General features: G+C 46.5%; 16 protein-coding genes and 4 tRNA genes. 1 reads left to right on the forward strand and 19 read right to left on the reverse strand.

Annotated features, from left to right (window positions below; all coding sequences use genetic code 11):
- From GXP65_RS19500 to pncC, 10 genes are all read right to left on the reverse strand, one after another.
- Positions 1 to 77 (reverse strand) — tRNA-Arg (locus GXP65_RS19500).
- An 85-nt stretch (positions 78 to 162) separates the two neighbouring features.
- Positions 163 to 254, reverse strand: a tRNA-Ser gene (locus GXP65_RS19505).
- A gap of 29 nt (positions 255 to 283) precedes the next feature.
- Positions 284 to 360, reverse strand: a tRNA-Arg gene (locus GXP65_RS19510).
- 31 nt (positions 361 to 391) lie between these two features.
- Positions 392 to 483: transfer RNA gene (locus GXP65_RS19515), tRNA-Ser, on the reverse strand.
- 243 nt (positions 484 to 726) lie between these two features.
- Positions 727 to 924, reverse strand: coding sequence for a carbon storage regulator CsrA (gene csrA, locus GXP65_RS19520; protein ID WP_004415691.1), 198 nt, complete (start codon positions 922 to 924; stop codon positions 727 to 729).
- A gap of 92 nt (positions 925 to 1,016) precedes the next feature.
- Positions 1,017 to 2,204, reverse strand: coding sequence for an aspartate kinase (locus GXP65_RS19525; protein ID WP_005425356.1), 1,188 nt, complete (start codon positions 2,202 to 2,204; stop codon positions 1,017 to 1,019).
- 202 nt (positions 2,205 to 2,406) lie between these two features.
- The gene (gene alaS / locus GXP65_RS19530) at positions 2,407 to 5,004 is read right to left on the reverse strand and encodes an alanine--tRNA ligase (RefSeq protein WP_050919026.1); all 2,598 of its coding nucleotides are present in this window, start codon (positions 5,002 to 5,004) and stop codon (positions 2,407 to 2,409) included.
- Positions 5,005 to 5,146: 142 nt separating this feature from the next.
- On the reverse strand, positions 5,147 to 5,614 hold the full coding sequence (gene recX, locus GXP65_RS19535) for a recombination regulator RecX (RefSeq protein WP_005425358.1): 468 nt from the start codon (positions 5,612 to 5,614) through the stop codon (positions 5,147 to 5,149).
- Between the two features lie 206 nt (positions 5,615 to 5,820).
- Complete coding sequence (recA, locus tag GXP65_RS19540) at positions 5,821 to 6,864, reverse strand: recombinase RecA (protein WP_005425359.1); 1,044 nt, start codon at positions 6,862 to 6,864, stop codon at positions 5,821 to 5,823.
- Positions 6,865 to 7,064: 200 nt separating this feature from the next.
- Positions 7,065 to 7,547, reverse strand: a complete 483-nt coding sequence (gene pncC, locus GXP65_RS19545; protein ID WP_103412692.1) for a nicotinamide-nucleotide amidase — start codon at positions 7,545 to 7,547, stop codon at positions 7,065 to 7,067.
- 85 nt (positions 7,548 to 7,632) lie between these two features.
- Between pncC and mutS the strand changes: the two genes are divergently transcribed.
- Positions 7,633 to 10,194, forward strand: a complete 2,562-nt coding sequence (mutS, locus tag GXP65_RS19550; protein ID WP_162093527.1) for a DNA mismatch repair protein MutS — start codon at positions 7,633 to 7,635, stop codon at positions 10,192 to 10,194.
- 89 nt (positions 10,195 to 10,283) lie between these two features.
- Here the strand turns inward: mutS and rpoS are convergent, their stop codons facing one another.
- The 9 genes from rpoS to eno all read right to left on the reverse strand — a co-directional run bounded on the left by rpoS (position 10,284) and on the right by eno (position 18,056).
- Entirely contained in the window at positions 10,284 to 11,270 is a 987-nt protein-coding gene (gene rpoS, locus GXP65_RS19555) for an RNA polymerase sigma factor RpoS (RefSeq protein ID WP_005425361.1), read from the reverse strand.
- Between the two features lie 80 nt (positions 11,271 to 11,350).
- Positions 11,351 to 12,274 (reverse strand): peptidoglycan DD-metalloendopeptidase family protein, encoded by a 924-nt coding sequence (locus tag GXP65_RS19560; protein WP_162093528.1) that lies wholly within the window; start codon positions 12,272 to 12,274, stop codon positions 11,351 to 11,353.
- Positions 12,275 to 12,288: 14 nt separating this feature from the next.
- Positions 12,289 to 12,915 carry a protein-L-isoaspartate(D-aspartate) O-methyltransferase gene (locus GXP65_RS19565; RefSeq protein ID WP_162093529.1) on the reverse strand — a complete coding sequence of 209 codons (627 nt, stop codon included), beginning with the start codon at positions 12,913 to 12,915 and terminating at the stop codon, positions 12,289 to 12,291.
- Entirely contained in the window at positions 12,915 to 13,691 is a 777-nt protein-coding gene (gene surE / locus GXP65_RS19570; RefSeq protein WP_005531673.1) for a 5'/3'-nucleotidase SurE, read from the reverse strand. Before surE ends, GXP65_RS19565 begins: the two co-directional genes overlap by 1 nt.
- On the reverse strand, positions 13,691 to 14,734 hold the full coding sequence (gene truD / locus GXP65_RS19575; protein ID WP_077200201.1) for a tRNA pseudouridine(13) synthase TruD: 1,044 nt from the start codon (positions 14,732 to 14,734) through the stop codon (positions 13,691 to 13,693). Before truD ends, surE begins: the two co-directional genes overlap by 1 nt.
- A gap of 45 nt (positions 14,735 to 14,779) precedes the next feature.
- Positions 14,780 to 15,256 (reverse strand): 2-C-methyl-D-erythritol 2,4-cyclodiphosphate synthase, encoded by a 477-nt coding sequence (ispF, locus tag GXP65_RS19580; RefSeq protein WP_005425365.1) that lies wholly within the window; start codon positions 15,254 to 15,256, stop codon positions 14,780 to 14,782.
- 14 nt (positions 15,257 to 15,270) lie between these two features.
- Positions 15,271 to 15,981 (reverse strand): 2-C-methyl-D-erythritol 4-phosphate cytidylyltransferase, encoded by a 711-nt coding sequence (ispD, locus tag GXP65_RS19585; protein WP_162093530.1) that lies wholly within the window; start codon positions 15,979 to 15,981, stop codon positions 15,271 to 15,273.
- Between the two features lies 1 nt (position 15,982).
- Complete coding sequence (ftsB, locus tag GXP65_RS19590; protein ID WP_005452106.1) at positions 15,983 to 16,264, reverse strand: cell division protein FtsB; 282 nt, start codon at positions 16,262 to 16,264, stop codon at positions 15,983 to 15,985.
- A 490-nt stretch (positions 16,265 to 16,754) separates the two neighbouring features.
- Entirely contained in the window at positions 16,755 to 18,056 is a 1,302-nt protein-coding gene (eno, locus tag GXP65_RS19595; RefSeq protein ID WP_005425372.1) for a phosphopyruvate hydratase, read from the reverse strand.
- Between the last annotated feature and the right edge of the window lie 54 nt (positions 18,057 to 18,110).

Consider the following 18,110-nt stretch of genomic DNA (forward strand, 5'->3'; position numbering starts at 1 on the left):
TGGCGCGTCCTGGAGGATTCGAACCTCCGACCGCCTGGTTCGTAGCCAGGTACTCTATCCAGCTGAGCTAAGGACGCGCAGATCTTCTTGCTAGGAAGTTGTGAAGTAAATCACATTCATTTCTTACGAAACAAAAAAAAGGCCGTCGGGCCAGTCAATGAATGGCGGTGAAGGAGGGATTCGAACCCTCGATACGGGATAAACCGTATACTCCCTTAGCAGGGGAGCGCCTTCAGCCTCTCGGCCACCTCACCGTTTTCATTGTTATATCTCAGAAGAGATATGGCGCGTCCTGGAGGATTCGAACCTCCGACCGCCTGGTTCGTAGCCAGGTACTCTATCCAGCTGAGCTAAGGACGCACTTTTTGTTGATAAATCAACGTTGCAAGAATGGCGGTGAAGGAGGGATTCGAACCCTCGATACGGGATAAACCGTATACTCCCTTAGCAGGGGAGCGCCTTCAGCCTCTCGGCCACCTCACCGTCTTGCGGAGGCACATATTACGTTTTACCGAAAATATGTCAAACACTTTCTTTGAAAAAAAACGCAAAAATCGCTTAACCGATGCGGATTTAATCAAAGTGACTATTAAACAAACTTTACCACCCTATTATGATGAAAAAAAGAGAGTCTTCTCTTAAAAAATGACATTAATTAGAAACTAAAAAGGCTAGCCCATCGGCTAGCCTTTTTCATTCAAACTAAGCTCTGTAAACAGGAGCGGCTTAGTAGTTACCAGAAGCAACGTTACCATTGCCCTTTTCAGCTTGAATGCGCATGTAGATTTCTTCACGGTGAACAGAAACCTCTTTCGGAGCGTTAACGCCGATACGTACTTGGTTACCTTTAACACCTAGTACAGTTACAGTCACTTCATCACCAATCATCAGTGTTTCGCCTACGCGGCGAGTCAAAATTAGCATTCTTTGCTCCTTGAGTAATCTCTAAATATTCTTGCTACAAAGCTATTATCCAACAAAAGTTATATTTTCGTAAACTACCTTGTGACCGAAAATTAGCCCAAAAAGGCATGTTTTTGCTGAATGTTTACTGCTTCGCTAGATGTGACGTAAGCATCATGAAGAATGTTTGCTGCTGCATCCACACACTCAGGTGGTAAGACTAGCATCATAGTGAGTGCATTCGTTGAGCAGAAATTGATCGCAATATCTTGCTGTGCCAACAATTCGCAGGCGTGGTCAACCATTCCATTGGCTTCAAGCCCCACAGCGGTCAACAGGCTTACAGCCTCACTATTACGGATTTTATCGCTGAACACCAGATCCAACTTGGCACATGCATCTTGTTTTATCATGATACCTGTTCGATCTGTTTCCTCGATCACATTCCAAATGTCGATACCCAACATCTGACATTGCTTTGTAATGCTAGACAAATGTTCGTTGTCGACTTCAATCATGGCAAGGTCACGTTGAATGGCTATACCAGAGACGGCTTTTAAGCCTGCTTCTCCTTTTACCAAACTGCCTTCATTCACATCAAATGTAGAAAGCACGCGCAGCGGTACATTATTCTTCCATGCAAACTGCACAGAAGGGAGATGCAACACTTTCGCTCCACGACTGGCCATTGCTTCCATCGAGGGGAAATCAATCACCGCCATCTTTTGAGCGTTTTTTACTACACGTGGATCACAAGTATAAATACCATCAACGTCGGTAAAGATTTGACACTCATCAGCGCTTAACGCACCAGCCAGTGTCACTGCGCTCGTATCTGAGCCACCTCGACCTAATGTGGTGATATCCCCATTTTCATTCACACCTTGGAAGCCTGCTACGATGACGATTTGGTCTTGCTCAAGTAAATCCATAACCGTAGAAGTATCAATGTGTTTAATCGTCGCGTCATTGTGTTGATTGTCCGTCACAATGTTCGCCTGTGCTCCGGTAAGTGAGCGCGCAGCATAACCCAATTTATTCAGAGTCATTGCCAGCAGTGCCATCGACACTTGCTCACCAGCAGAGAGCAAAACATCAAGTTCTCGAGCCGTAGGAACGCTATCTACTTGTTTAGCTAGGTCCATTAATCGGTTTGTTTCGCCTGACATTGCAGACACAACTACGACAACTTGATTACCATCATTTTTCGCCTTAATGATGTGTTCAGCTACCTGGTGGATTCTCTCAATTGAACCCACCGAGGTTCCGCCAAACTTTTGCACGATAAGGGGCTTTTTCACCAGTCTTCACCTTCCCAAGACCAAAGTCTCATTAGGACCACTCATATTCCACTAGTTGAAATTATATAAGCGGTAGTTACAACAAAAACCAAGCAGCGTAAATGACCTGGTTAAAATACGGTCAATTAAACCACTTGGTTATCATAAAAAAATTACGCCCAATCAAAGAACATTGATTGAGCGTAAGATGTGTTTTAAATAATTATAGGCGTTCTTCTAGCCAAGGCTGTACAGTCTGAATCGCCGCAGGTAGCGCCGCAACATCGGTACCACCTGCTTGAGCCATATCTGGACGACCGCCACCTTTACCACCAACTTGCTCAGCAACCATCTTAACTAGGTCGCCCGCTTTCACTTTGCCGATAAGGTCTTTGGTTACACCTGCAATCAGGCCGATCTTGTCATCGTTCACGTTTGCAAGAAGGATAACGCCGCTACCTACTTGGTTTTTGATGTCATCAACCATAGTACGTAGGTTCTTGTTATCTGCGCCTTCTAGAGCTGCAATCAGTACTTTAGTACCGTTGATATCCTGTACTTTACCCATGATGTTCGCGCTTTCTGCTGCTGCCATCTTGTCTTTCAGTTTTTGGATTTCTTTCTCTAGAGATTTCGCTTTCTGTGCTGATTCAGCCAGTTTCTCTTCGTACTTAGCCGCTTGAGCTTCGATTGCGTCTAGCGCACCTTCACCCGTTACCGCTTCGATACGGCGGATACCTGCTGCGATACCACCTTCAGATGTGATCTTGAATAGACCGATGTCACCAGTGCTTGAAGCGTGGATACCACCACAAAGCTCAGTCGAGAAATCGCCCATAGACAGTACGCGTACTTCGTCGTCGTACTTCTCACCGAACAATGCCATTGCGCCTTTCTTCTTCGCAGACTCAATGTCCATCACGTTGGTTTCAATCACGTGGTTACGACGAATTTGCGCGTTGACTAGACGCTCAACTTCTTTTAATTCAGCTGCAGTTACTGCTTCTAGGTGTGAGAAGTCGAAACGTAGACCATCAGCCTTCACTAGTGAGCCTTTCTGAGTAACATGCTCACCAAGCAATTGGCGTAGCGCTGCGTGTAGCAAGTGCGTTGCTGAGTGGTTTAGAGAGATAGCTGCGCGACGCTCGGCGTCAACGATAGTTGCTACTTCGTCACCTTTCGCTAGCACACCTTCAGCCATCACACCGTGGTGCGCGATTGCGTTACCTAGCTTCTGAGTGTCTTCAACACGGAATACACCAGACTCAGTGCGGATTTCACCAGCGTCACCACATTGACCGCCTGACTCAGCGTAGAATGGTGTTTCACCAAGTACGATGATTGCTTTATCGCCTGCAGATAGTGATTCTACTTCGTTACCTTCAACGAACATCGCTGCTACAGAGCTAGAGCCTTTAGTGCCTGTGTAACCACAGAATTCTGTTTGCGTATCAACTTTGATTGCTGCGTTGTAATCAGTACCGAAGTTACCTGCTTCACGTGCACGTTGACGCTGCTCTTCCATCGCTTTCTCGAAACCTTCCTCGTCGATAGCGAACTCACGCTCACGTGCAACGTCGTTAGTTAAGTCAGCTGGGAAGCCGTAAGTGTCGTAAAGTTTGAATACGGTTTCGCCGTCTAGTACTTTACCGTCCGTTCCTTGCGAAGAAATGTTATCTAGCGCTTCGTTTAGAATCGCCATACCACGCTCAAGTGTACGACCGAAGTTTTCTTCTTCGATACGCAATACTTTTTCAACCACAGCTTGTTGACGCTTCAGCTCTTCACCAGCCGTACCCATGATGTCAGCTAGTACACCAACCAATTTGTGGAAGAATGCACCTTGTGCGCCCAGCTTGTTACCGTGACGAACTGCACGACGGATGATGCGACGTAGAACGTAACCACGACCTTCGTTTGAAGGCATCACGCCATCAACGATCAGGAATGAACATGAACGGATGTGGTCAGCAATAACGCGTAGCGATTGGTTTGATAGGTCTTCGTAACCGATCACTTCAGCAGCGGCTTTGATAAGAGCTTGGAATACATCGATTTCGTAGTTTGAGTGAACGCCCTGCATGATTGCAGAGATACGCTCGATACCCATCCCCGTATCTACCGATGGTTTTGGTAGCGGTTCCATAGTGCCGTCTGCTTGACGGTTGAACTGCATGAATACGTTGTTCCAGATCTCGATAAAACGGTCACCATCTTCTTCAGGTGTGCCAGGACGGCCACCCCAAATGTGCTCACCGTGATCGTAGAAGATTTCAGTACATGGACCACAAGGACCCGTGTCACCCATTTGCCAGAAGTTGTCTGACTCAAATGGCTTACCACCTTTCTTGTCGCCAATGCGGATAATGCGGTCTGCTGGAACGCCTACTTTCTTGTTCCAGATATCGAATGCTTCGTCATCTGTCTCGTAAACCGTTACTAGTAGACGGTCTGCTGGCAGCTTAAGAGTTTCAGTTAGAAATTCCCATGCGAAAGCAATCGCGTCTTCTTTGAAGTAATCACCAAAGCTGAAGTTACCTAGCATTTCAAAGAATGTGTGGTGACGAGCAGTGAAGCCAACGTTTTCCAGGTCGTTGTGTTTACCACCAGCACGTACACAACGTTGAGCCGTAGTCGCTCGAGTGTAGGCTCGCTTTTCTAAGCCTAAGAAACAATCTTTAAATTGGTTCATACCCGCGTTTGTGAACAGCAGGGTTGGGTCGTTATGTGGAACTAACGATGAACTTTCTACGATTTGGTGTCCTTTGCTCTCAAAGAACTTGAGGAACGCGTTACGAACCTCATCAGTGCTCATGTACATGCAGCTCTTCCTGAAAATAGTCGAGTTAGAATTTTGCCGTATTGTAGATCATGCAATCAGCTACGACTAGTTTTCTTACGGAAAAGAGGGGGGAGAAGAAAAAATTTGAAGCAAAACAAAAATCAGCGTGAACCATTCACCGCTAATCTTCGTCCTCAAAGCTCAGCGCATAGCTGATTTGGTCAAAACTGTAGCCACGATATTGCAGAAATCGCACCTGTTTAGCGTACTCTTTCTGGTCTTTGGCTTTTATTCCTTTGAATTTCTTCTCTGCAGCCATTCTTGCCAGTTCAAACCAGTCTTGTGGCTCTTCTGCCATCGCCATATCAATGATGGATTCTGCGACACGCTTTTGGTTCAATTCTTGACGAATGCGACGCTCACCGTGACCTTTGTAAACATGCTGGCGCACTTGGCTTTTTGCATAACGCAGATCATCCAAATAATTATGGTCGAGACAAAAATTAATGGCCGCTTCGATGTCTGCTTCTTCATAACCTTTTAGAGCTAACTTTTGGTATAACTCGTATTGCCCATGATCTCGACGGCTTAATAATTGGATAGCCGCTTCTTTGCTGGATAAGGTCGGCGCTTGACGCTTTTGGTACATGGTGATCCTAAAACTGTTTTTGCTGTACAGGCTCTATAACAATCGTAGTAAACAACCGCTCACTCTAGCTTACTGACGCGCTAGTTCTGATCGCTTACCTACTCTAATTGATATTAATCTAACCTTTGTTTTTTCGGTTTTGATTTCAGCAGATACAACAAAGCCCCGCATAGCAGGGCTTTGTTCAATATGATTCAATCAGAAGATTAAAACTCTTCTTCTTGCTCTGATTTTTCACCCGATTCTGGTGCTTCAGGTAGTGCTGGTGAAAGTAGCATTTCACGCAGTTTAGCATCGATAGTTTTACCGATTTCTGGGTTTTCGCGTAGGTAGTTACAAGCGTTTGCTTTACCTTGGCCAATCTTGTCGCCTTGGTAGCTGTACCATGCACCCGCTTTTTCAACTAGCTTGTGCTTCACGCCTAGGTCAATCAGTTCGCCTTCACGGTTGAAACCTTGGCCGTACATGATTTGCGTGTTTGCTTCTTTAAACGGTGCTGCAATCTTGTTCTTAACAACTTTGATGCGCGTTTCGTTACCTACTACTTCGTCACCTTCTTTGATTGCGCCAGTACGACGGATATCTAGACGAACAGAAGCGTAGAACTTAAGTGCGTTACCACCAGTCGTTGTTTCTGGGTTACCGAACATCACACCAATCTTCATACGGATTTGGTTGATGAAGATACACATACAGTTAGATTGCTTTAGGTTACCCGTTAGCTTACGCATCGCTTGAGAAAGCATACGTGCTTGAAGACCCATGTGGCTGTCGCCCATTTCGCCTTCGATTTCTGCTTTTGGTGTTAGTGCTGCAACTGAGTCGACAACCATAACGTCAATCGCACCAGAGCGTGCAAGTGCGTCACAGATTTCTAGCGCTTGCTCACCAGTGTCTGGCTGAGAAACCAATAGTGCATCGATATCAACGCCAAGTTTCTTTGCGTATACAGGATCTAGAGCGTGCTCTGCATCGATAAACGCACAAGTTTTGCCTTCACGTTGCGCAGCAGCAATAAGTTCAAGAGTTAGCGTTGTTTTACCTGAAGATTCTGGACCGTAGATTTCTACGATACGACCCATTGGTAGACCACCAGCACCCAAAGCGATATCAAGAGAAAGAGAACCCGTTGAGATGGTTTCTACGTCCATTGCGCGGTTATCACCAAGGCGCATGATAGAGCCTTTACCGAATTGCTTTTCAATTTGACCTAGCGCAGCGGCGAGCGCTTTCTGTTTGTTCTCGTCCATTACTTTCTCCGATTTATTCATCTTCTTTGGGCGACGAATAGTAATTCATTTTTCTTAAGCAGAAGAACTGCTCAGCAATGAAAGTTATTATACTGTTGATTCATACAGTGTCTATACCTGTATGAAAAAAATTTGGCTGACCTATAGCCATAATTTGCTCTAGCCCTTATCAACGCTGGGCTAAAACAATTTCAGAAATTCTAGAGCAGATGTTGATGCAATTGAGTCAGTGCATGCTCGACCGCTTTTTTGCGAACTTTTGCACGGTCACCAGTGAAATGCATGGTTTCTACTTGCTGCCAACTTTGGTTATCAGCAAAAGCAAAACAGACTGTACCGACAGGTTTCTCTTCACTGCCTCCTCCCGGGCCTGCAATACCACTGATGGATACGCCGATGGTGGCATTTGAGTTTCTAATTGCGCCCTGCACCATTTCAATCACAACTGGCTCACTCACTGCACCATGCACATCTAATGTTGAAGCCTGTACGCCAAGCATCTCCATTTTAGCCTCGTTACTGTAAGTGACGAACGCGCGATCAAGCCACGCTGAACTACCAGCAATGTCAGTAATGGCGGTTGCAACACCACCGCCTGTACATGATTCTGCCGTCGTTAAAACATGTCCGTGCTTAGCCAATAATGCGCCTAAATCGGCACTCAATTTTGTTGCTCTTTCCATAGCCAAAAATGCCCTTTGTCTCTTTTTACTTGATAGGGATTCACGTATCCTAAGCCGCTACGGAAATAAACAAAAGTACTTACCTGTGAAAGCTGAACAAAAACACACTCCGATGATGCAGCAATATCTCAAGCTAAAGGCTGAGAACCCAGAAATCTTGCTGTTTTACCGCATGGGCGACTTCTACGAACTCTTCTACGACGATGCTAAACGCGCATCTCAATTGCTTGATATTTCGTTGACCAAACGTGGTGCGTCGGCAGGTGAACCTATCCCGATGGCTGGTGTTCCATTCCATGCGGTAGAAGGTTATCTAGCTAAACTTGTTCAGCTTGGTGAGTCTGTGGCGATCTGTGAGCAGATTGGCGATCCAGCAACAAGTAAAGGCCCGGTTGAGCGTAAAGTAGTACGCATTGTTACGCCTGGTACTGTGACTGATGAAGCGCTGCTGTCCGAGCGTATCGATAACCTGATTGCATCGATTTACCATCATAATGGTAAATTCGGTTACGCGACATTGGATGTAACTTCGGGGCGTTTCCAACTAGTCGAGCCGGAAACCGAAGAAGCGATGGCCGCAGAGCTGCAACGCACCGCACCTCGTGAGTTACTCTTCCCAGAAGATTTTGAACCCGTACATTTGATGTCGAACCGTAACGGTAACCGTCGTCGCCCGGTCTGGGAGTTCGAGCTAGATACCGCTAAACAGCAATTGAACCAACAATTTGGTACGCGCGATTTGGTAGGCTTTGGGGTTGAGCATGCTTCACTCGGTCTGTGTGCTGCGGGTTGTTTGATCCAATACGTAAAAGATACTCAGCGCACTGCCCTACCGCACATTCGTTCATTGACGTTTGATCGCCAAGATCACTCTGTCATTCTTGATGCCGCTACACGTCGCAACTTAGAGCTGACGCAAAACCTATCAGGCGGCACTGATAACACGCTAGCTGAAGTGCTCGATCACTGTGCGACCCCAATGGGCAGCCGTATGCTAAAACGTTGGTTGCACCAGCCAATGCGCTGTGTTGATACCCTTAACAACCGTCTTGATGCGATTGGTGAAATCAAAGATCAAAGCTTGTTCACCGACATTCAACCAATCTTCAAACAAATTGGTGATATTGAACGTATCCTCGCTCGTTTGGCACTTCGCTCGGCACGTCCGCGCGATATGGCTCGTCTGCGCCATGCGATGCAGCAACTGCCAGAGTTGGAAGCTGTGACTTCTTCTCTAGCTCACCCATACCTTAAAAAGCTGGCTCAGTTTGCTGCACCATTAGATGAGGTATGTGATTTACTCGAGCGCGCAATCAAAGAAAACCCGCCAGTGGTTATTCGTGAAGGAGGCGTGATTGCAGAGGGCTACAATGCTGAGCTTGATGAATGGCGCAAACTTGCAGACGGCGCAACCGAGTATCTAGAAAAACTCGAAGCTGACGAACGCGAACGTCATGGTATCGACACCCTAAAAGTTGGCTACAACGCTGTACACGGTTTCTTCATTCAGGTTAGTCGTGGTCAAAGCCACTTGGTTCCACCACACTATGTACGTCGCCAAACGCTGAAAAATGCTGAACGCTACATCATTCCTGAGTTGAAAGAGCACGAAGACAAGGTACTGAACTCTAAATCAAAAGCGCTAGCAGTTGAGAAAAAACTGTGGGAAGAGCTGTTTGATTTGTTGATGCCAAACCTTGAGAAGATGCAAAACCTTGCTTCGGCGATTTCTCAGTTAGACGTACTACAAAACCTAGCCGAGCGTGCAGATTCACTTGATTACTGCCGCCCAACTTTGGATAAAGAAGCGGGCATCAGCATTCAAGCCGGCCGTCACCCTGTCGTTGAACAAGTGACTAGCGAACCATTTATTGCCAACCCGATTGAGCTTAGTTCAAACCGTAAAATGCTGATCATCACTGGTCCAAACATGGGTGGTAAATCGACCTATATGCGCCAAACCGCATTGATTGCTTTGATGGCTCACATTGGTTCATACGTACCTGCAGAATCAGCTCATATTGGCTCTCTAGACCGTATCTTTACTCGTATCGGTGCATCTGATGATTTGGCCTCTGGTCGCTCAACCTTCATGGTAGAAATGACTGAAACAGCCAACATTCTTCACAACGCAACCAAGAACAGCTTGGTGCTAATGGATGAGATCGGTCGCGGTACCAGTACTTACGATGGCCTGTCTTTGGCATGGGCAAGTGCTGAATGGCTTGCAACTCAAATTGGCGCTATGACGCTGTTCGCAACGCACTACTTCGAACTGACTGAGCTGCCAAACCTACTGCCAAATCTAGCCAATGTTCACCTTGATGCGGTAGAGCACGGTGACAGCATTGCCTTTATGCACGCAGTACAAGAAGGCGCGGCAAGCAAGTCTTATGGTTTAGCAGTTGCTGGTTTAGCGGGCGTTCCAAAGCCAGTCATCAAGAACGCACGTCACAAACTGTCGCAGCTTGAACAATTAGGTCAAGGAACTGACTCACCTCGTCCGAGTACTGTTGATGTGGCAAATCAACTCAGCCTAATTCCTGAACCTAGTGATGTTGAACAAGCACTGTCGAACATCGATCCTGACGATCTAACGCCGCGTCAGGCATTGGAAGAACTTTACCGCTTGAAGAAGATGCTCTAGTTTCTGAAGTGATCCTGTAAAACGCAAAAAGGCTATGGTCACCCATAGCCTTTTGTTTATTCTGAATTCGCCTCTACAGCGGTCTTTGTTTAGTCGTCTTCTACGTTGAACAGGTTTTCCATATTCAGACCTTGTTTGATCAAGATCTCGCGTAGTCGACGTAAACCTTCCACCTGGATCTGACGAACACGTTCGCGTGTTAGACCAATCTCACGTCCCACTTCTTCAAGTGTTGATGGCTCATAGCCAAGCAGACCAAAACGACGCGCTAGCACTTCTTTCTGTTTTGGATTCAGCTCTTCTAGCCAATGGATCAATGAAGATTTGATGTCATCGTCCTGAGTGGAAACTTCAGGATCCGAGTTGTTGGCATCAGGAATAATATCCAGTAGCGCTTTCTCGCCGTCACCACCAATCGGTGTATCGACAGAGCTAATGCGCTCATTAAGGCGAAGCATTTTGCTTACGTCTTCTACTGGGATATCTAACTGTGCAGCAATCTCTTCTGCTGTTGGTTCATGGTCGAGCTTCTGAGAAAGTTCACGCGCAGTACGCAGATAAATGTTCAGCTCTTTAACCACATGAATTGGCAGACGGATTGTACGAGTTTGATTCATCAACGCACGTTCTATCGTTTGGCGAATCCACCACGTCGCGTAAGTTGAGAAACGGAAGCCTCTTTCTGGATCAAACTTCTCTACCGCACGAATCAGACCTAAATTACCTTCTTCAATGAGATCAAGAAGTGCTAGACCACGATTGCTGTATCGACGAGAGATCTTCACTACAAGACGCAAGTTACTTTCGATCATACGTTTGCGAGCAGCTTCATCGCCACGCAGCGCACGTCGAGCATAAAGTACTTCTTCTTCTGCCGTGAGTAGAGGTGAAAAACCAATTTCGCCTAAGTAAAGCTGAGTAGCGTCTAGGCTCTTGCTGCTCGCGTCGAATTCTTCGCGTGCTGCTGTTTTGGTTCGGTTGGATGTTTTTTCAAGCTCGTTGTTAGCAATGCCTTCCGTTGATGCATTGTCATATTCGAACTCTTCAACTTTGGTTACTGTGTTGCTGATACTCATAACGCCTCCCCCTGGCGAGTTAGCAAGACATGACAACTCAATATGTCGCTAAATGATGTCGCAAGTTGTTATTCAAAGTTTTAAGGTAAATAGCGCTTTGGATTCACTGACTTACCTTGGTAGCGAATTTCAAAGTGAAGTTTGACGGATTTAGAACCTGAACTACCCATGGTCGCAATTTTTTGTCCGCTCTTAACACTTTGTCCTTCTGAAACCAGCAATCTGTCATTGTGTGCGTATGCGCTTAAATAATTGTCGTTATGCTTCACTATAATTAGGTTGCCATAACCTCGTAGCGCATTACCTGAGTACACAACTGTGCCGGCTGCGGTTGAAACGATAGGCTGACCACGCTGTCCTGCGATGTCGATGCCTTTATTTCCCTGTTCTCCCGCTGAGAAGTTCTTGATTACTCTCCCTTTTGTTGGCCATAACCACTTAGATACTTTGTCGTTTTTCGCCGTAGTTACTGGTGGTTTTGGTTTAACATTTTGGTTACCTTTTGACCCAACATACTCCTTTGATTTGGATTGTTCAACCTTCTTTGGCGGCTGTTTTTGTGCAACTTGAGTCGTAGTTGGCTTGGGTTGTTGAGTAGAGCTTTTACTTGAATTTGACGACTTTGACGCTGTTGATGTTTTAGTCACTGGAGCAGGTTTCGCCGCAACTACCGGAGCTACAACGGGTTCCACTTTATGGCCATATTTAGGTGCGACATATTTCGGGGCCCAAAGTTTTAGCTTCTGCCCCGGAAAAATCGTGTAAGGCGCAGACAATTCATTGTAACGAACAAGATCATTTACATTCTTATCTGTGACGTAGGCAATAAAATAAAGGGTATCACCTTTCTTTACTTCGTAATAACTCCCTCTATAGCTGCCACGTTCAACCGCTGAGTAATCTTTGTTTAAGCTAGAAACAGGTGCAGGTGAGTGAGCCGCGCAACCAACCAGTCCCGCAGCCAACAAACAGCTAATACCAAAACGATGTAATAACTTCTTCACCTAGTCTTTAACCCTTAAGCTAAATCACCTGCAACTAATGGCACAAATCTTACCATTTCTACCGCGGTCGACAGATATTGTTCACCCTGACGTTCAATTTTTAATAGTTGTTGCTCTTCTTCACCAACAGGAATGATCATCTTACCGCCCTCTTTCAGCTGGGATAAAAGTGCTTGGGGAACACTTTCCGCAGCCGCAGTGACGATAATCGCATCGAACGGGCCTTTCGCTTCCCATCCGAGCCAACCATCTCCGTGTTTAGTAGAGACGTTATAGATATCCAGTTGTTTCAGGCGACGCTTAGCATCCCATTGCAGAGACTTAATGCGTTCAACTGAATAGACATGATCAACAATTTGAGCAAGGACTGCTGTTTGGTAGCCCGAGCCCGTGCCAATCTCTAAAACATTGCTGTCCGATTTCAAATCGAGCAACTCTGTCATTTTTGCAACGATGTAAGGCTGAGAAATGGTTTGCCCCTGACCAATCGGCAACGCATTGTTGTCGTACGCTTGGTGCATCATTGCTTGTGAGACAAAGCTCTCACGCGGCAGTCGATAAATCGCATCCAACACTCGTTGATCACTGATGCCACTGGAGATAAGAAATGCTATCAACCTGTCAGCATGTGGGTTAATCATTAATTCTCTTCCTTTAACCAACTGTCCATTGCGCGCAGCGACTCATGAGCAGTGAGATCGACTTGCAGTGGCGTGATTGAAACAAAGCCATGTTCAATCGCGTAAAAGTCCGTACCGATACCGGCATCTTGCTCTTTGCCCGGAGGACCGAGCCAATAGATATCATGTCCACGCGGATCTTTCTGCTTGATCATATTCTCAGCGTGATGACGCGCACCTAAGCGAGTCACTTCAATCTCACCAAGCTCTTCAAACGGAAGATCAGGGACGTTCACATTCAATAGACGGTTGGTTGGAATTGGGCGAATCAGATGCTGCTCAACCAACTGGCGAGCAATTTTAGCAGCCGATTCAAAATGTTGTTTACCGACTAGAGAAAAAGCGATCGCCTGCACGCCAAGGAAGTGCCCTTCCATCGCAGCTGCCACCGTACCGGAGTACAACACGTCATCACCTAGGTTTGCGCCGTGATTGATGCCTGACAGCACGAGGTCTGGCAGGTCATCTTTCATCAACTCGTTCAGCGCAAAGTGCACGCAGTCTGTTGGTGTACCTTGCACAGAGAAGGTCTTCGGCGCTATCTCGGTAACACGCAGTGGTTGCTCTAATGTCAATGAGTTAGAAGCACCAGAGCGGTTTCTATCCGGCGCAACGATCGTCACTTCAGCAATGCTTCTTAGCTCATCAGCAAGCGCATGAATTCCCTGAGCATGAACACCGTCATCATTGCTGAGCAGTATTCTTAATGGCTTCGCGTTGTGTGAATCCATTTCCATTAATATTCTCTTTCTACCTTTTCTTCGATGACCAACTCACGCACGATTGAGGTCGCAAATGAACCCGCATCCAGCGAGAATGTCATCGTGATGTTATTGCCATCGACCGTCCAAGCTAGGTCTTGTGGCTTGAGTGCTATATCGCGGCGGTCGTGACGCATGCGGTTACCACGAATCAGTGCCATCAAATCTGGTTCTTCATCTAAGAACGGTTGTTCTAAGGTTAGCGCATCCGCTTGAGTTGGTAGCGCGTTATCACCCGCCAGTGCAGCAGTGATCGCCACTTGGCTTTGAGCAAATTGCGCTTGTAGAGCAGCCATGTTGCTTGCGTCAACTAACTGAGTACCAGAAGCTGTCTGTGCCACATCACCATCGATGAACTTGTCAAACACACCATTCTCCAGGCGAGCGGAAACAATGCGGTTGAAGATCCAGGAACGAGCTGCTGACAGGTACATACTGCGCTTGTTTTGATTACGGGTACGAACGTTCTCGCGTCCCCATCGACGTGCTTCTTCAAGGTTGTTGCCATCGTTACCAAAACGCTGGCTACCAAAGTAGTTCGGCACACCCACTTGTTTCACTTTTTCAAGGCGTTGCTCAACATCCGCTACATCTGTCACTTCAGACAAAGTCACCACGAACTCGTTCCCTACTAGGTCTCCAGGACGCAGTTTTTTATTGTGACGATCCGTTGCAAGGATTTCGATGCTTGGGTATTGCGCCAAAAATGCTGAAAAGTCTGGCGTTTCACCTTTTGGTAAATGCACACTTAGCCATTGTTCAGTCACAGCATGACGGTCTTTAAGGCCCGCCCAGCTAACGTCTTTCGACTTAACACCACAGGCTTTTGCTAGTTCGTTAGCAACAAAACTGGTGTTCTCACCTGTTTTACGGATACGAACCATTAAGTGCTCGCCTTCACCCGTAAAGGCAAAACCTAAATCTTCGCGAACCTGAAAGTGCTCTGGTTGCGCTTTGATTTTTGCAGATGCAACTGGCTTACCTGTTAGGTAAGCCAATGAAGATAAAATGTCTGACATGATGTATTTCCGCTGATATCACAGCTTAGAGGAGCAAATTGCTAATTATTGCTTAAACAGAAGTACAACTGCTTCCGTTGCAATGCCTTCTTTGCGTCCAGTAAAACCAAGACGTTCTGTCGTGGTTGCTTTTACGTTAATGTTGCTAATGTCGGTTTCAAGGTCTTCGGCAATGGCAGCACACATTGCGTCAATGTGCGGTGCCATCTTCGGCGCTTGTGCCATGATAGTGACATCTGCATTACCAAGACGGTAGCCTTGCTCTTTGACTCGACGGTAAACGTCTTTCAGTAATTCACGACTATCTGCGCCTTTCCATTTGTCATCCGTATCAGGGAAGTGACGACCAATGTCGCCCGCAGCAATCGCGCCAAGCAGGGCATCCGTTAACGCATGCAGCGCTACATCACCATCTGAGTGAGCAATCAAACCTTGTTCGTAAGGGATCGCTACGCCACCAATGATTACCGGACCTTCACCACCGAATTTATGTACGTCGAAACCATGACCAATTCGAATCATTTTTTATCCTTTCTTTATTCGCCGCGCTCACGGCTGAGATAAAACTCGGCTAACGCAAGATCTTCTGGCTGAGTAATTTTTATATTATTCGCATTCCCTTGAACTAAAGCCGGCTTCTCGCCTAACCATTCCAAAGCCGAAGCTTCATCAGTAATGGTTGCACCTTGTTCTAATGCGTCAGCCAGTGCTTGAGTAAGCTGCTGAGTTTTAAACATTTGTGGAGTTAATGCATGCCACAATGCTTCTCTATCTACCGTGTGATCGATATCTTGTGCCGCGTTTGCTCGCTTCATCGTGTCTCTCACTGGAGAAGCGAGAATGCCACCCGTAGGATGAGCGCAACAAACATCAATCAAACGGTCAATGTCGGATGTTAATACACACGGTCTTGCCGCGTCGTGGACTAATACCCACTCGCTTTCCAGATGTGTACTTACATAGTTTAGCCCTGATAACACAGAGTCTGCCCTTTCTTTGCCACCAGCTACACGAATCACATCAGGATGTTGAGCAATGGACAGTTCAGGGTAGTATGGGTCGCCGTCGGTAATAGCCACGACAACCTTAGAAATCTTTGGGTGAGAAAGCAGTTTCTCTACGGTATGTTCCAGTACCGCTTTGCCGTCAATCAACAGGTATTGTTTTGGGCGATCTGCCTTCATGCGGCTGCCAACACCAGCTGCTGGCACAATGGCAATATGGGTTGGAGTGTTAGTATCCAACATATTAATGCTCTTCCTCATCGACAATTCGGTAGAAGGTTTCGCCATCTTTAACCAAACCAAGTTCATGACGTGCACGTTCTTCGATTGCATCAAGACCTTGTCGTAAGTCATCAATCTCAGCGAACATCTCGTTATTACGAGCTTGCAGCTTGCTGTTTACTTGCTGCTGCACTTCAATTTCATCTTCTACTGTGTAGTAGTCAGAGACCCCGTTTTTGCCAAACCAGAGGGTATATTGAAGCCAGCCAAACAGTAACGTAAGGGCTATAACAAAGATTCGCATATCGTTGCTAACATTCTGTACCGGAAGGGATTAGATAAGGTGACATATATAGCATAAATGCGTGATTGGCTCTAGGGTATAAAAAGAGACTCACACGCTCCTTACAGGAAAAAAGCAGCAAAATGAAACAAAGAGATTCCCGACTCTCTCCTTCGTCGTTCTAGGGAATGACAAATGAACATGAGCGAAAGACATCAAAAAGCAAAGTCTGTTCTTATATCTCCAAGTGAAGTGCTCTCGAAGGGCGAAGCCCGTTCCCGCCTCTCGAAGCGAAGCGTTCTCGAAGGGCGAAGCCCCTTCCCGCCTCTCGAAGCGAAGCGTTCCTGAAGGGCAAAGCCCGTTCCCACCTCTCGAAGCGAAGCATTCCCGAAGGGCGAAGCCCGCTCCCGCCTCTCGAAGCGAAGCGTTCTCATATGTCAGATACAAAAACGCCCCGCAAGTGCGAGGCGTTTTCAAAAGCTTTAAGTTAAGCTGTTAATTCAGTTAAGAATTAAGCTTGACCTTTAACTTCTTTAAGACCGTTGAAAGGAGCGCGCTCACCTAGAGCTTCCTCGATACGGATAAGTTGGTTGTACTTAGCAACACGGTCAGAACGGCTCATAGAACCAGTCTTGATTTGACCTGCAGCTGTACCTACCGCTAGGTCAGCGATAGTTGCATCTTCAGTTTCGCCAGAACGGTGAGAGATTACTGCTGTGTAACCTGCGTCTTTAGCCATCTTGATTGCAGCTAGAGTCTCAGTTAGAGAACCGATTTGGTTGAACTTGATAAGGATAGAGTTAGCTACGCCTTTCTCGATACCTTCAGCAAGGATCTTAGTGTTAGTAACGAATAGATCGTCACCTACTAGTTGAAGCTTGTCACCTAGTAGTTCAGTTTGGTGCTTGAAGCCAGCCCAATCAGACTCGTCTAGACCGTCTTCGATAGAAACGATTGGGAATTGGTTAGCTAGCTCAGCTAGGTAGTGGTTGAACTCTTCAGAAGTGAAAGTTTTACCTTCGCCTTTCATGTTGTAGATGCCAGCTTCTTTGTCGAAGAACTCAGATGCTGCACAGTCCATAGCTAGAGTAACGTCTTTACCTAGTTCGTAACCAGCAGCTGCAACAGCTTCTGCGATAACTTCTAGAGCTTCAGCGTTAGACTTAAGGTTTGGAGCGAAACCACCTTCGTCACCAACTGCAGTGCTGTAGCCTTTAGACTTAAGAACTTTAGCTAGGTTGTGGAATACTTCAGCACCAATACGTAGACCTTCTTTAAGAGTCTTAGCGCCAACTGGTTGGATCATGAACTCTTGGATGTCAACGTTGTTGTCTGCGTGCTCACCACCGTTGATGATGTTCATCATTGGTAGAGGCATAGAGAACTGACCAGCTGTGCCGTTTAGCTCAGCGATGTGCTCGTATAGAGGCATGCCTTTAGCTGCAGCAGCAGCTTTAGCGTTTGCTAGAGAAACAGCTAGGATAGCGTTCGCACCGAACTTAGATTTGTTTTCAGTGCCGTCTAGTTCGATCATTACTGCGTCGATTGCAGCTTGGTCTTTAGCGTCTTTGCCAACTAGAGCTTCAGCGATTGCGCCGTTTACAGCTTCAACAGCTTTAAGAACACCTTTACCTAGGAAACGTGCTTTGTCACCGTCACGTAGCTCAAGAGCTTCGCGAGAACCAGTAGATGCGCCAGATGGAGCTGCTGCCATACCTACGAAACCGCCTTCTAGGTGTACTTCAGCTTCTACAGTTGGGTTACCACGTGAGTCGATGATTTCACGACCTAGAACTTTAACGATCTTAGACATTAATGTTTCCTCTCGTTTCAAATATAAATGTCAATTTTAAAGGGCAGCAGCACA

It is taken from the genome of Vibrio sp. LB10LO1 (assembly GCF_010092875.1).
Lineage (GTDB): Bacteria > Pseudomonadota > Gammaproteobacteria > Enterobacterales > Vibrionaceae > Vibrio > Vibrio campbellii.

Excerpts from the sequence above, each read along its gene's own strand:
- csrA (WP_004415691.1), bottom strand. The coding sequence starts at position 924 with ATGCTAATTTTGACTCGCCGCGTAGGCGAAACACTGATGATTGGTGAT.
- alaS (WP_050919026.1), bottom strand. The coding sequence starts at position 5,004 with ATGTACATGAGCACTGATGAGGTTCGTAACGCGTTCCTCAAGTTCTTT.
- recX (WP_005425358.1), bottom strand. The coding sequence starts at position 5,614 with ATGTACCAAAAGCGTCAAGCGCCGACCTTATCCAGCAAAGAAGCGGCT.
- recA (WP_005425359.1), bottom strand. The coding sequence starts at position 6,864 with ATGGACGAGAACAAACAGAAAGCGCTCGCCGCTGCGCTAGGTCAAATT.
- pncC (WP_103412692.1), bottom strand. The coding sequence starts at position 7,547 with ATGGAAAGAGCAACAAAATTGAGTGCCGATTTAGGCGCATTATTGGCT.
- rpoS (WP_005425361.1), bottom strand. The coding sequence starts at position 11,270 with ATGAGTATCAGCAACACAGTAACCAAAGTTGAAGAGTTCGAATATGAC.
- GXP65_RS19565 (WP_162093529.1), bottom strand. The coding sequence starts at position 12,915 with ATGATTAACCCACATGCTGACAGGTTGATAGCATTTCTTATCTCCAGT.
- surE (WP_005531673.1), bottom strand. The coding sequence starts at position 13,691 with ATGGAAATGGATTCACACAACGCGAAGCCATTAAGAATACTGCTCAGC.
- truD (WP_077200201.1), bottom strand. The coding sequence starts at position 14,734 with ATGTCAGACATTTTATCTTCATTGGCTTACCTAACAGGTAAGCCAGTT.
- ispF (WP_005425365.1), bottom strand. The coding sequence starts at position 15,256 with ATGATTCGAATTGGTCATGGTTTCGACGTACATAAATTCGGTGGTGAA.
- ispD (WP_162093530.1), bottom strand. The coding sequence starts at position 15,981 with ATGTTGGATACTAACACTCCAACCCATATTGCCATTGTGCCAGCAGCT.
- ftsB (WP_005452106.1), bottom strand. The coding sequence starts at position 16,264 with ATGCGAATCTTTGTTATAGCCCTTACGTTACTGTTTGGCTGGCTTCAA.
- eno (WP_005425372.1), bottom strand. The coding sequence starts at position 18,056 with ATGTCTAAGATCGTTAAAGTTCTAGGTCGTGAAATCATCGACTCACGT.